Genomic DNA, 13,090 nt, shown 5'->3' with positions numbered 1-13,090 from the left:
CCGCTGAGCTTTATCGGCCTGGTGGCTCCGCACCTGACCCGGCGTCTGGTCGGCGGCCGCCACCGGCTGCTGCTGCCCGCCGCGATGGCGGTGGGGGCGCTGCTGCTGCTGCTGGCCGACCTGCTGGCGCGCACCCTGCACCCGCCGCTGGAGCTGCCCGCCGGTGTTCTGACCGCGATTATCGGTACGCCGTGGTTTTTCTGGCTGTTAATGAGGACTCGCTGATGACGCAACTGACCGTTTCCGGGCTGCGCGCGGGCTACGGCAGCACGCCGATCCTGCACGATCTCTCCCTGACCCTGCCCGCCGGGCGGATTACCGCGCTGCTCGGCCCGAACGGCTGTGGCAAATCCACGCTGCTGCGCTGCCTGGCCGGATTGCTTACCCCGCGTGCCGGGGAGATCCGCCTGAACGACACGCCGTTAAGCCACATTACGCCGCGCCAGCTCGGCCGCCAGCTGGCGCTGCTGCCGCAGCAGCCGGTGACCCCGGAAGGCATCACCGTGGCTGAGCTGGTCGGCTACGGCCGCAGCCCGTGGCTGAACCTGTTTGGCCGGCTCAGCGGGCTGGATCGCCAGCAGGTAGCGGCGGCGATGGCGGAAACCCAGGTCGACGGGCTGGCCGACCGGCAGGTCAGCGAACTCTCCGGCGGCCAGCGGCAGCGGGTGTTTCTGGCGATGGCGCTGGCGCAGCAGACGCCGCTGCTGCTCCTCGACGAACCGACCACTTATCTGGATATCAATCACCAGGTGGAGCTGATGGCGCTGCTCCACCGTCAGCAGCAGCAGGGCAAAACGGTGGTCACCGTGCTGCACGATCTCAACCAGGCCAGCCGCTACTGCGACCATCTGGTGCTGATGGCCGCCGGGCGTATCGTCGCCAGCGGCAGCCCACGGCAGGTGATGACACCCGACCTGCTGCGATCGGTATTCAGCATCGACGCCGAAATCCATCCCGACCCGATCAGCGCCCGGCCGATGTGCGTGGTGCGATGACGCAATCCGCCCTTTTTGTGCATGTTTTGTCCCAGCCGGGGGATAGAGTGTGGCGGCGTTATCGCAGGCAGGACAGACACTGGCGGTGACTGTCTTTTAATCGATATTGTGGCTGCAATGTGACTACAACGTCGTGTGTGGAGAGAGTTATGCAAGCAATCGTCAAAATGATGCTGACGGATACAGCACAATCAACGAGATGATGGATAATCCATCCTCTTAAAGGAAAGGATTATCAGAACGGTGAGCGCGAGCTTCATGTTGGCGGCGATCACCTGCTAATTTACCGCTTTAACGCTGAAAGAACGCTGCTCACCTGGATTCGTTTCGGCACCCACAGCGAGCTGTTTGGCCGCTAAGCATAGCGTTAGTCACCAACCTCTGACGTTACAAATTCACCACCATCTGCGTTTCCAGGTTCCAGGCATCGTCCTCGTGCGGGGTGATGGCCGGATGGTGCGTCCAGGAGAGTTGATTGGTCCAGTAGATGCCGTGCATCACCCGTAACGTATAGGCGACCGAGCCGGTGGTGCTGAAGCCGTCGGCGGACTGGCCCTTGCGCTGAAAGTAGTGCTTCGCGTCATCGCTGAATTTATTGTAAGACACCCCGAATGAGACCATATCCGCCGGGCGCTGTTTAAACGGGCCGATGCTGAACAGCGTTAGCGAGGCGTCGGCCATATAGAGGTTACGGTTCTCCGGCGCGTAGTTGGTTTTGCCGTCGATATACCAGCCGCGATCGGGCTGGCTGGGATCGGGCTGGGTCAGCTGGTGGGTGGCGGCGAGATAGTGCGACCAGGTTTCGCTGTTGTACCGGCCTGAGTTGTAGTTGAGGTACGGGGTTTTGTTATACACCGATCCGCCCCTGATCCACGTCATCCTGTCGCTGTTGGCGGCGTTTACCCGATAACCCACTTCATTGATCAACAGGGTACCTGCGTGCGGCTCCTTCCAGCGCAGGCCGTAGAGGTTGTAATGCGAATCGGCCTGCAGCCCGTCTGAACTCTGGCTGCGCGCCACGCCAATATGATCGTACCAGCGACGATCGGCGCTAAGAACCCGCACGTCGAGCCCCGGGCTGGGCTTGAGGCTGGTCAGTCCGGCCTGATTGAGCATCACGCTGGTCGGGCCGAGCGCGGAGGAGGCGGTGCTGGCACCCAGATAGAGGCCGTAAAAGTGGTTCAGCCAGTCGGAATAGCCGTAATGCAGGATCACCCGCTGATTGAACAGCGGCTGGTACACCGACAGGTCCATCACCGAGGGGTGGCCGTCCTGGCCGTTGCCACGGTAATTGTTATACGAATAGCCGAGTTGCAGGTGCAGCTGGCTCCGATCCGGCAGCCCCAGCCGGTCCAGATCGTAGGTCATATCAAACTGGATAAAGTTACCGGTGGTCGGCCGCTGCCCGACGTAATTGGGTTTGTGACGGCGGTTGCCCGCCACGTCATAGGTCAGATTGGTCAGCAGCTGGGCCTGGGCGTAGAAACCGTAGTCGGCCATTTTACGCCGTGCGCCGCCCCACTCGGGAAACAGCGTGTCGCAGGCGGAGCCAATTGACGGCGTTTCAGGGCCCCTCGGCAACAGGCGGTCATAGGCGTTGCAGCCGCTGTCGGCCAGCGCCAGCGGGCTGCCGAGCAGCAGCAGTGTGCCGGGCAGCAGGTGTTTAAGTTTCATGATTGCTCTCCTTGCGGTCGGGGTGAGGAATGCCAAACAGCCAGCTGCTGACAAACGCGCAGCCGAAAGCCACGATGCAGCCGGTCAGCGTGCCCCAGAAGGCGCGATCGAGCCCCGCCGGCGATAAAAAGGCCGGAAAGGCGAAGATGCCCAGTGCACCGATGTTATGTGCCATGCCGTGAAACCAGCCGACGACCATGCCGCCCAGTGCGCCACAGATGCAGCCGATGACAAACGGCCGGCGCAGCGGCAGGTTGACACCGTAGATGGCTGGTTCGGTAATGCCGAACACGCTGGAGACAAACGCCGGTGCAGCGAGCGTTTTGAGCCGCGGGTCGCGGGTGCGCAGCAGAATGCCGAGGGTAGCCGCGGACTGCGCCCAGACGGCGGCGCTGGTGATCGGCGAGATAGTGTCAAAGCCCAGCGTGGCAACGTTGTTCAGCATCAGCGGAACCAGCCCCCAGTGCAGGCCGAAGATCACCAGGACCTGCCAGGCGGCACCAAGAATGGCCCCGGCGGCGACCGGGCTAAGCAGCCAAAGCTGGTTGTAGCCGTTGCCGATGGCGTTACTGAGCCAGGTAGCCAGCGGGCCAATCAGCAGACAGGTAACGGGCAGGGCGATCAGCAGGCAGAGGAACGGAGTGAAGAAAGCGCGTATCGATACGTGTAGCCAGCGGTTCAGCCGTTTTTCCAGCCAGCAGCAAAAGGCAGCCGCGAGGATCACCGGGATCACCGTCGAACTGTAGTTAATCAGGGTCAGCGGCAGCAGCATAAAGCGCACGTGCAGCATCGGGTTGTGCTGGCTGGCATGGAACAGCGCAATCAGCGACGGATGTACCATCGCCGCCCCCAGCACCATGGTGAGCAGCGGGTTACCGCCAAAGCGGCCGCCGGCGGTGTAGCCGAGCAGCACCGGCATAAAGAAAAACATCGCGTCGCTGGCGGCATACAGCAGGGTCCAGGTCCCGCTGCCCTTATCCAGCCAGTGCTGCAGGGTGGCGATCGTTAGTACCCCTTTCATCAGCCCTGAGGCGATCAGCAGCGGCAGCAGCGGTGCGAAGATGGCGGAAATAATATCGATTGCGCTGTTGACCAGCGCTCTGCCACAGCCAGCGGCGCGTGGTGCTGATTGACCCTTTTCACCGGTGACCGGCGGTGGCGGATCGCCCAACCCCTCCGCGATCAGCTGTTGACAGACCTCGCCGACGTGGGTGCCAATCACCACCTGATACTGGCCACCGCTCTCCACCACGGTGATGATCCCGGCGGTCTGCTTCAGCGCGGCCGAATCGGCACGCTGGTTCTCTTTCAGCGTAAAGCGCAGGCGCGTGGCGCAGTGAAACACCTTGATAACGTTATCCTGCCCGCCTACCCCCTGAATAATGGCGGCACAGAGTGCGCTGTAATCCATGGTTCCCTCCCGTGCTGGCAAACTGACCTGCTACGTAATAACAGGTGACGTACCGACGTACTGATGTTCAACATGCTGACGTGCTGACGTGCTGACGTGCTGACGTGCTGACGTGCTGACGTGCTGACGTGCTGACGTGCTGACGTGCTGACGTGCTGCGGAAAGTCTGTCAGGTCGTTGCGGGGTATCTTCCGGCCGGGGAGGAGGCAGGCTCAAGGCTTGTTAATGCGGTGTCTGTTTTTTGTTCGTTTTTTGAGTCGGGGGTCACGAAAGCGCACAGCAGGCTACGCCGTGCGGCAAGAGAGGCAGTAAATCTCCGCCGCTGATGAGCGGAAAATCGGCGGGGAACACGGCTGAGCCAGTGCGGCTTAACTTTATCGTCACGGCTCTGCCAGGGTTCTGTCGTTCATGCGGAATTCAGATGCCCTCAGCGGCCGTCCATCTCCGGCTTCACCAGCGAGCCACCGTTGCTGGCGATCACCTGCTGATACCAGGTAAAGCTTTTCTTGCGGCGGCGTTCCAGCGTGCCGTTACCTTCGTCATCGCGATCAACGTGGATAAAACCGTAGCGCTTGGACATCTCCGCCGTCGAGGCGCTGACCAGATCGATCGGCCCCCAGCTGGTATAACCCAGCAGCTGCACGCCGTCGGCGATGGCTTCCCCGGCCTGCACCAGATGATCGTTGAGGTAGGCGATGCGGTAGTCATCGCGGATGGTGCCGTCCTCCTCGATCTGGTCTTTGGCCCCCAGCCCGTTCTCGACGATAAACAGCGGTTTACGGTAGCGATCCCACAGCATATTCAGCAGATGGCGCAGCCCGGCCGGATCAATCTGCCAGCCCCAGTCGGAGGCGCTAAGGTACGGGTTGTGGATCATATTCAGGATATTGCCGGTGGCCTGCTGCTTCTGCGGATCGGCGCTGGCGCAGCTGCTCATGTAGTAGCTGAACGACAGGAAGTCGACGGTCTCCTGCAGATCGTCGCGATCCTGCGCGCTGATTTGCAGCAGGATATGTTGCTCATCAAAGCGGCGCTGCATATAGCTCGGGTACTCGCCGCGCGCCTGCACGTCGAAAAAGAACAGCCATTCACGCTCTTTGCGCTGCGCTTCCAGCACGTCGTCCGGGTGGCAGGTCAGCGGGTAGTACGGCATCGCCGCCACCATATTGCCGATTTTCGCATCGGGAATAATCCGGTGGCAGGCCTTCACTACCCGGGCGCTGGCCACCAGCTGGTGGTGGATGGCCTGATAAACCACCTGCGGGCTGCTGCCCGGCGGCAGGCCCAGCGCGGTAAAGCAGGAGAACAGCGCGCAGTTGATCTCGTTAAAGGTCAGCCACCACTTCACCTTGTGCTGATAACGCTCAAACACCGTGGTGGCGTAGCGTTCGAAGAAGGCGATAGTTTGCCGGTTGCCCCAGCCGCCGTAGTGCTGTACCAGATGGTAAGGCATCTCGTAGTGGGAGAGGGTGATCAGCGGCTGGATACCGTTTTTGAGCATCTCGTCAAACAGCGCATCGTAGAACGCCAGACCGGCCTCGTTAGGCTGCTGCTCGTCGCCGTTCGGGTAGATGCGCGTCCACGCAATCGAGGTGCGCAGGGTTTTAAAGCCCATCCCGGCGAACAGTGCGATGTCCTGCGGATAGTGATGGTAGAAATCGATGGCGACATCTTTCAGATTGAACTCGCCCGGCTTCCGTTCGCCTGGCGGGTACATCAGGCCGTGTGGCTGGAAGTCGGAAGTGGATAGCCCTTTACCGTCGGCGTTATACGCGCCTTCGACCTGGTTAGCAGCGACCGCGCCACCCCACAGAAAATCGTTCGGAAACTGGGTTTTCATCGGTGATCCTTTTAAAACGTAAACGGTTGGCGCAATGGGTCACGCTGACAATATTATCCCGGCCACCGACGCCGTTAATTATTTCTCTGCATAAACTGGCGTATCCCATTGGCTCAGCTTGGTTCGTATATTCTGGTCGGTAAATTAAAGGCAAAAAAAAACCTAACTTCTTCCGGCGGGGATAAGACGATCCGCGCGGGGTCAGTTAGGTTTTGCTCTGCACGCGATAATTAGCGTGAAGATCACAATCCTGCTATGGCGTATATCTATAAGCCTAATGTCGGGCGCACTCAAGCGTTGTTTTTGGATTGTCTTTAATCTGTGAAGCGCTTCACGTATCGTAATCTGTCCATAGCCGTGCGCGCGGCAACGGTTACTTTCTTAGCTGCTCAATATGAATGGTCAGGAACATGCGTTCATCCTGAGTGAGGCTGTGATCGTGATGTAATTCTGTATACTAGTTGATTTTATCGGTACAGCGTTGCGCCGCCGGATACTGCTGCTGCACCAGCTGTGCCAGCGCAGGATCGTCCCCGTCGATATGCTGATGGTCGAGCACCCGGCAGGCAAAAAATTTCAGGTGGGTGACAAAACGCTGGTAGCGTAGCCCCTCTTCCTCATAAACCAGGTCAAAGTGATACTGTACCAGGCTCAGAATGTCCTGCATAAAACGGGTGATCTGCACGGTGTTTTGCATATTGTCGTTAAGCTGGGCATTCACCAGGTGCAGCGCAATAAAGCCGGCTTCATCTTCCGGCAGTTGCGAACCGGTATGTTCGGCAATAATCTGCAGCGCCTGGATGCCCAGCGCAAACTCCTGCGGGTAAAGTTTTTTAATCTCCCACTGCAGGGCGTTAGGGATATGAATATTCTGCGAAAAGCGCTGCAGCGCATAATACAGATGGTCGACCAGGGAGATTAACAGGCTGTGGTGTAATTTACCGGGCAGGTTGTCGTTAGCCAGAGCGATAATCGCTTCGGTAGCGCTAATACAGCTTGCCGGAACCAGATTAAGTAATGCTTTAAACTGTTCAGTGAAAGGCGTGTTGAGGGAAAAGATTTTCTCTACTTTGTCGGGGTCGGTAGTATCACCGATCTTTTTATTGAAGGCGATGCCTTTACCCATGACCACCATTTCCTGACGGTGGTCGTCGAGGCTAATAACCACGTTATTATTCAGTATTCGCTCGATTATCATTATTAATTCCTGTTATCACAGCAATAACCGCAGGCCTGCCGGCCAGAAATTAGGCCAGTACAAAGCATGCTGTCAATTGCTGCTGGTGCGTAGTAACGGAATATAACCAATAATTTTTACGGAACTGCCTGCATAATCACATCTTGCTGGCAAACAAGCAGGAGGGTTGCAGAGTAACCGGCCCGGCGACACAGTTCGCCGGGCGACGAGCGTTAAAAATACGTCCTGTTTATGACCGGAGACCGGCAGGCCGCGCCTGTCCCGTCGCGCCGTCTATAGAGTGCGGTACCGGCTATCTGTGTAGCCTCAGTCAGTGTGATGCAGGGCGTCGCCCACGGCGTTAAACAGACGGTCGAGATCGTCCGGCTGCGCGTTAAACATCGGACCAAACTGCAGGCAGTCGCCGCCGAAACGCACGTAGAAACCGGCGCGCCACAGCGCCATTCCGGCATCAAATGGCCGGATGCTCGGGTCGGCACCGCGCGGTGCCAGCTGGATCGCACCGACCAGGCCGCAGTTGCGGATATCCACCACGTGCGGGCTGCCTTTCAGGCCGTGCAGCGCCTGTTCAAAGTGCGGTGCCAGGCTGGCGGACTGCTCAATCAGCTGCTCGTTTTCCAGAATATCCAGCGTTGCCAGCGCGGCGGCACAGGCCACCGGGTGGGCAGAATACGTATAGCCGTGGCCGAACTCCACCGCGTGCAGTGGCAGGTTCTGTGCCATAAAGGTGTGATAGATCTCGCTGGTTGCCACCACGCCGCCCAGCGGGATCGCGCCGTTGGTAATCTGCTTGGCAAAGTTGAGGATATCCGGCGTTACGCCAAAGTATTCAGCACCGCTCCAGCGGCCCATGCGGCCGAAGCCGGTGATCACCTCATCAAAGATCAGCAGAATATCGTGCCGATCGCAGATCTCGCGCAACCGCTGCAGATAACCCACCGGTGGAATTATCGCCCCGGCCGATCCGGAGAGCGGCTCGACGATCAGCGCGGCGATATTCGATGCGTCGTGCAGCTCAATCAGCTTAAGCATCTCGTCGGCCAGCGCCACGCCGCCGGTTTCTGCCATGCCTCTGGTAAAGGCCATACCCGGCTGCAGGGTGTGCGGCAGGTGGTCAACGTCCATCAGCTGGCCAAACATCTTGCGATTAGCGCCGATGCCGCCAAGGCTGGTACCGGCAACGTTGACGCCGTGGTAGCCACGCGCACGGCCAATCAGTCTGGTTTTGGTCGGCTGACCTTTGGCGCGCCAGTAGGCGCGGGCCATCTTCACTGCCGTATCGGCGGATTCAGAGCCGGAGCCGGTAAAGAACACGTGACTGAGGTCGCCCGGCAGATGCCCGGCAATGCGTTCCGCCAGCTTAAATGACAGCGGATGGCCGTACTGGAAGCCCGGCGAGTAGTCGAGGGTGCCCAGCTGGCGTGATACCGCCTGCTGGATCCCACTGCGGGTGTGGCCTGCGCCACAGGTCCACAGTGCGGAGAGGCTGTCGTAGATACGGCGTCCTTTATCGTCCACCAGCCACTGGCCTTCGGCCGCCACGATAAAGCGCGGGTCCTGGTGGAAGTTACGGTTGGCACTGAACGGCATCCAGTGGCTTTGCAGATTAAGCTGGCTGATTTCATCGGCGACAGACATGGCACATCTCCGGGTAACAGGGGGTAAAACAGTTTGCACCGAAGTAATGGGTGAGTTAAATACTGATTAACTCATCATCAGTTAAGGAATTACTCACCTAATGAGCGGCAAATCTCTTGGTCAGGTCAGCGATTTTGATCTGAAACTATTGCGTGTGTTTAAGACAGTGGCAGAGTGCGGCAGTTTCTCGGCGGCAGAAAGCCTGCTGGGGATCACCCGCTCGGCGATCAGCCTGCACATGAGCGATCTGGAAAAGCGTCTCGGCATGCGACTGTGCCAGCGTGGCCGTGCCGGTTTTTCGCTGACCGATGAGGGGCGGGAGATCCTGCGGCTCAGCGACACGCTGCTGGCGTCGATGGAATCCTTCCGTCAGCAGGTCAATCAGCTGCATAAACAGCTGCGCGGTGAGTTCAGCATCGCGCTGATCAATAATCTGGTGACCACCCCGCAGATGCAGATTACCGACGCGCTGGCGGAGATGCGCCGCCGGGCGCCGGAGGTACGCATCAATCTGAGTATGAGCACCCCGGCCGATATTGAGCGCGGGCTGCTGGACGGGCGTATCCAGGTGGGGGCGCTGCCGCTGACCGTGCCGCTCTCCGGGCTGGACTATCAGCCGCTGTACACCGAGCGATCGTCGCTGTACTGCAGCCATACGCATCCGCTGTTCGGCAGCGCTACCCTGCCGGACGACGCGCAGCTGCAGACGCTGGATGCGGTGGCGCCCGGCTCGCGCATGACCGCCGAAACCATCGGCCTGCACCAGCTGTTTAACTGCAGCGCCAGCGCCAGCGACCGGGAAGGCATCGCGTTTCTGATCCTTACCGGCCAGTTCGTGGGTTTTCTGCCGGATCACTACGCCAGCCACTGGGTGACGCGGGGCATGATGCGCGCGCTGGCCCCGCAGCGCTTCTGCTTTGACTCACGGATCGCGCTGGTGACCCGTAAAGGCCGCCGGCCTAACGCGATTCTGGAACTGTTTCTGCAGGGCATAGAGCAGGCAGGCGCTGACCAGGGCGTTGAGCGTCGGCACGCCCCATTCACTGAGTAGGCCCACCGTACTGCCGGCCAGCGTCGCGGCGATGGCTGGCCAGCCGCAGGTGGGTGTTTCAGCATCGCCGGGTAACGTACCCTGCCTGCGGCTGCTTTCCAGCACCGCCCGCTGGCTGCGCAGCAGGAAATAGTCCACCAGCATAATGCCGAGGATCGGCGGGAACACCACGCCCAGCAGGGTCAGGAAATCAACGAAACGATCGAGGATCCCCAGCACCGACAGCAGCGTGCCCAGCACGCCAATAGCCAGCGTGGTGCTGCGATAGCGCAGCTTTTTACCGCAGAGGCCTTCCACCGCGTTAATCACCCCCAGCGCGGACGAATAGAGGTTGAGGTCGTTAATGCGCAGGGTGGAGAAGACCACCAGCAGCAGCCCGATGCCGCCCGTCGCCTGCGACATAATGGTGACCACATCCGCGGTGTGCAGCGTATGGGAAATCATGATTGCCAGGCCGTTAATCACGAACTCTCCGGCGATAATGGTGAGCAGCACCGTTCCCGCCACGTGCCTTGTACTGCGCGAGTAGCGCGTCAGGTCCGGCGTCATCAGGCTGGCGACGATGGCCCCGCCGACCACCAGGGTGACCGCGGCGCTAATGGTCAGGGGCGTGACGCTGTCTGCCACGTTGAGCAGCGGCGGCACCTGCTGGCCGGACAGCGTTTGCCAGGCAATCAGCGCGACCAGGCCAACAAACAGCGGCACGGCGATGCGCGCGGTAAAGCGTAACGCCTTAAAGCCAAACGCTACCAGCAGTGTCAGCAGCAGCCCGGAGAGGGTGGCCGATAGCGCGAAGCCCGGGCCGCCGCCCAGCGCGAAGTTCAGCGAGCGGGCAAAGATCGCATTTTGCACGCCGAACCAGCCGAGCAGGCTGATGGCGACGATCAGACCAATCAGGATCGATCCCACGCGACCAAAACCACACCAGCGCGCCAGCAGGCTGCCGGACAACCCCTCTTTCATCCCGGCGTAACCCAGCCCGAAGGTGATCGCGCCAAAAATAACGCTGCCGGCCAGGATCGCCATCAGCGCACTGGCAATGCTCATGCCGTTGCCCAGCACCGCGCCGAGCATAAACTGGTCCAGCGCGGTGAGCATACCCATATGCACCACCGCCACGCTGAGAAAAGAGACGCGCCGGTCAGGCGGCACACGGCTGAGGGGATAATCTTCGATCTGCATCAGAGGGCTCCTTGTGGTCAGATAAACTGAATTCCTTTTTCCAGCAGGCGCGGGGGGATGTAGTTATCCAGACCTGCCTCACGGCAATACTCTTCGAACTGGCGCAGGCTATGTACGCCCGCCTTCTGGTAGAGGTTGTAAACGCGATCTTCCACGGTGCGATGGCTGAGGCCATATGCCCTGGCAATCTCTTTGGTTGTGCAACGTTGCAGTAACAGGAACAAGGTATCGAGTTCGCTGCGGGTGAACAGCGTGCTGCCGGCTTCGGTGGTCAGTACGCTGGGTTTTTGCTTATCGATGTACCTGAGCGGCGACAGCGTATTCAGCCGACGGGCGTTCCAGACGACGCCAATAAATTTACCGTCGTTGTCAAACAGTGGGATCTTCTCGCTGATACAGGGGGTTAGCTCCGGCAGCCCGAACCAGTGGTGGGTCTCGATCACCGCCACGCGCCCCTGAGCGGCCAGCGCGCGGCGATCGTGTTCGATAAAGTCGTCTTCGCACTCGGCCCAGGCGGCGGGAAACTCGCCGTCCAGCCTGCCTTCCAGGCTGAAACCTGCGGGCGTAGCGGTGTACAGACAGGCCGCTTTGTTCATATACAGATGACGAGACTGCGCATCTTTGATCCCCCAGGGATCGCTAAGATGCTCCAGCATGCCGATTATTACACTCAGCTGCAGGGCAGGGGGAGCTAACCGGGTTGGGCTCTGGTTCATGGCATGTCCATTGTGAAAGTAAACTGGTCAATGGAAAGCCTACTTCAGATGGCGCTGGCAATCATTCCGCTAAATCTTGATAAATAGCCTGATTAGTCCATCCGCTACCTCATAAGGTTGAGACGCGAATCACTACCTTGCCGCAGTGCTGCTGTTGATGTTGAAGACGAGAGCTGACCCGCTGACGGTAAAACGACGTCATGCCGGGTATGTGCTCTGGGGTATTTTAGCGATCCTTCATCCCCTCTGCCCGGCGTGCGGTCCGGTAAACATAATCGAGCATCGGTTCCAGATTGGCGTCGGGGCCGGCGCTGATGATTTTGCCGCGCAGCCACGTGATTTCACTGCTGATTTCTGGCGGAAACAGGTTACCGTTCTCGGCGTTACGCAACCATTTCAGCAGGAAATTATTCTTCCCCCTGGCGTTCCCCGGCTGCTTTTTGCCATACATCCTGAGCGCAACCAGGATGCAGTAGTAGAAGTGGACGCGCCTGCTGAAGCTTTGTGACATCGTTTTACTCTCAATCGGTAACGTGAAATCATCGCTTGCTCCACCGTCAAAACGGCGGATTCTGATCAGGGCTGATAGTGACACGGCTGCTAAAAAGGACGCAATCTGAAAAATTCAGGCTTGAGTTGACCGTCGTGCGGCGCTCATTTGTCATGATGCTTTCGGGACAGGGGGCTGAATGTTCACCGCGATGGTGGGTGCAGCAGGCTGCCGGTCGTAGGCTGAGGGCTCAGAATGGCCGAAGAGAGAGCATAACGCTAACAAGCGGTAAAAAGGCAGGAACAAAAGGAGGCGGGACGGGCTGGCGGCAGTAAAGGCCGCCGGGTGTTGACCGGCAGGTGCTCAATTAGCGCCTGGTCCTGGGTAAGGACTTCTTTTTAACATCGTGCAGCCACGAGTGAAGGCTCCAGACGGAGACCGCAATCAGTAAAGTCGCCATGCTAATAAGGAAATAGTCATTCATAATGATACCCGGTCTATTTAACGTGATTGGTATGCGATTAATCCTAGTATTTAGCCATCAGGTACTCACTGGATTTCGCTGCTATGGGTCAATAATACGTTAAATTATTCCTGGGGGAATAAGACATATCTCCCTTTGTTGTCAGTGGCGGACTACAGATTTATCTTAATAATGGCGTCATCTCCGGCGAGCCAGATGGCTCGCCGGAAAGTGGATAGCCCGCCAGTAAAACAGGGGATTATCTTTTTTTCTTCGGGAAAGAAGAGTTTCTTCTGTCGCGAATATATGAAATCAAGCTGTATGCAGAGACTGCAATGAGCATGAATGCCATGCTCATAAGGACGATGTCACCCATTTCATTTTCCCCGGTAAATGTAAACAGAGATGCATGGGAAAACCAAAGGTAAAAGT

At 58.9% G+C, this 13,090-nt stretch carries 13 protein-coding genes and 1 pseudogene; 4 read left to right on the top strand and 10 right to left on the bottom strand.

Annotation, left to right across the window (positions count from 1 at the left end; genetic code table 11):
- From NV64_RS04190 to NV64_RS04180, 3 genes are all read left to right on the top strand, one after another.
- Positions 1–225, top strand: a 225-nt coding sequence (locus NV64_RS04190; RefSeq protein ID WP_146005444.1) for an iron chelate uptake ABC transporter family permease subunit, incomplete at its 5' end; no start/stop codon positions are given.
- The gene (fecE, locus tag NV64_RS04185; protein ID WP_056231606.1) at positions 225–995 is read left to right on the top strand and encodes a Fe(3+) dicitrate ABC transporter ATP-binding protein FecE; all 771 of its coding nucleotides are present in this window, start codon (positions 225–227) and stop codon (positions 993–995) included. The genes NV64_RS04190 and fecE, both read left to right, overlap by 1 nt.
- 206 nt (positions 996–1,201) lie before the next feature.
- Positions 1,202–1,354 (top strand): type II toxin-antitoxin system mRNA interferase toxin, RelE/StbE family, encoded by a 153-nt coding sequence (locus NV64_RS04180; RefSeq protein ID WP_082502266.1) that lies wholly within the window; start codon positions 1,202–1,204, stop codon positions 1,352–1,354.
- 28 nt (positions 1,355–1,382) lie between these two features.
- On the opposite strand, the gene NV64_RS04175 is transcribed toward NV64_RS04180, so the two are convergent.
- The 6 genes from NV64_RS04175 to NV64_RS04150 form a co-directional block, all read right to left on the bottom strand.
- Positions 1,383–2,669 carry a carbohydrate porin gene (locus NV64_RS04175; protein ID WP_101505382.1) on the bottom strand — a complete coding sequence of 429 codons (1,287 nt, stop codon included), beginning with the start codon at positions 2,667–2,669 and terminating at the stop codon, positions 1,383–1,385.
- Positions 2,659–4,080: a PTS transporter subunit EIIC gene (locus tag NV64_RS04170; protein WP_056231612.1), complete on the bottom strand. Its 1,422-nt coding sequence runs from the start codon at positions 4,078–4,080 to the stop codon at positions 2,659–2,661. Before NV64_RS04170 ends, NV64_RS04175 begins: the two co-directional genes overlap by 11 nt.
- Positions 4,081–4,507: 427 nt before the next feature.
- On the bottom strand, positions 4,508–5,920 hold the full coding sequence (locus NV64_RS04165; protein WP_056231616.1) for a glycoside hydrolase family 1 protein: 1,413 nt from the start codon (positions 5,918–5,920) through the stop codon (positions 4,508–4,510).
- Positions 5,868–6,029 (bottom strand): PTS transporter subunit EIIB, encoded by a 162-nt coding sequence (locus tag NV64_RS04160; RefSeq protein ID WP_082502257.1) that lies wholly within the window; start codon positions 6,027–6,029, stop codon positions 5,868–5,870. Before NV64_RS04160 ends, NV64_RS04165 begins: the two co-directional genes overlap by 53 nt.
- Positions 6,030–6,377: 348 nt before the next feature.
- Entirely contained in the window at positions 6,378–7,118 is a 741-nt protein-coding gene (licT, locus tag NV64_RS04155; protein WP_369878854.1) for a BglG family transcription antiterminator LicT, read from the bottom strand.
- Positions 7,119–7,424: 306 nt separating this feature from the next.
- Positions 7,425–8,756: an aspartate aminotransferase family protein gene (locus NV64_RS04150; RefSeq protein ID WP_101505381.1), complete on the bottom strand. Its 1,332-nt coding sequence runs from the start codon at positions 8,754–8,756 to the stop codon at positions 7,425–7,427.
- A gap of 100 nt (positions 8,757–8,856) precedes the next feature.
- On the opposite strand from NV64_RS04150, the pseudogene NV64_RS04145 reads away from it, so the two are divergent.
- Positions 8,857–9,750: pseudogene (locus NV64_RS04145) on the top strand (LysR family transcriptional regulator); the annotation flags it as partial.
- Here NV64_RS04145 and NV64_RS04140 read toward each other — a convergent pair.
- The 4 genes from NV64_RS04140 to NV64_RS24450 all read right to left on the bottom strand — a co-directional run bounded on the left by NV64_RS04140 (position 9,679) and on the right by NV64_RS24450 (position 13,016).
- Positions 9,679–10,992 (bottom strand): cytosine permease, encoded by a 1,314-nt coding sequence (locus NV64_RS04140; protein WP_101505380.1) that lies wholly within the window; start codon positions 10,990–10,992, stop codon positions 9,679–9,681. The pseudogene NV64_RS04145 and the gene NV64_RS04140 overlap by 72 nt on opposite strands.
- Before the next feature lie 14 nt (positions 10,993–11,006).
- Positions 11,007–11,705 (bottom strand): helix-turn-helix transcriptional regulator, encoded by a 699-nt coding sequence (locus NV64_RS04135; protein WP_101505379.1) that lies wholly within the window; start codon positions 11,703–11,705, stop codon positions 11,007–11,009.
- Between the two features lie 226 nt (positions 11,706–11,931).
- On the bottom strand, positions 11,932–12,216 hold the full coding sequence (locus NV64_RS04130) for a hypothetical protein (protein WP_056231628.1): 285 nt from the start codon (positions 12,214–12,216) through the stop codon (positions 11,932–11,934).
- Positions 12,217–12,917: 701 nt separating this feature from the next.
- The gene (locus tag NV64_RS24450) at positions 12,918–13,016 is read right to left on the bottom strand and encodes a small membrane protein (RefSeq protein WP_369878856.1); all 99 of its coding nucleotides are present in this window, start codon (positions 13,014–13,016) and stop codon (positions 12,918–12,920) included.
- Positions 13,017–13,090 lie beyond the last annotated feature (74 nt).

Origin of the sequence: Erwinia sp. B116 (assembly GCF_002865965.1) — a bacterium.
Classification (GTDB): domain Bacteria; phylum Pseudomonadota; class Gammaproteobacteria; order Enterobacterales; family Enterobacteriaceae; genus Erwinia.
The sequence above is the reverse complement of the archived record's forward strand: the minus strand, read 5'-3'. Positions and strand labels throughout refer to the sequence as shown.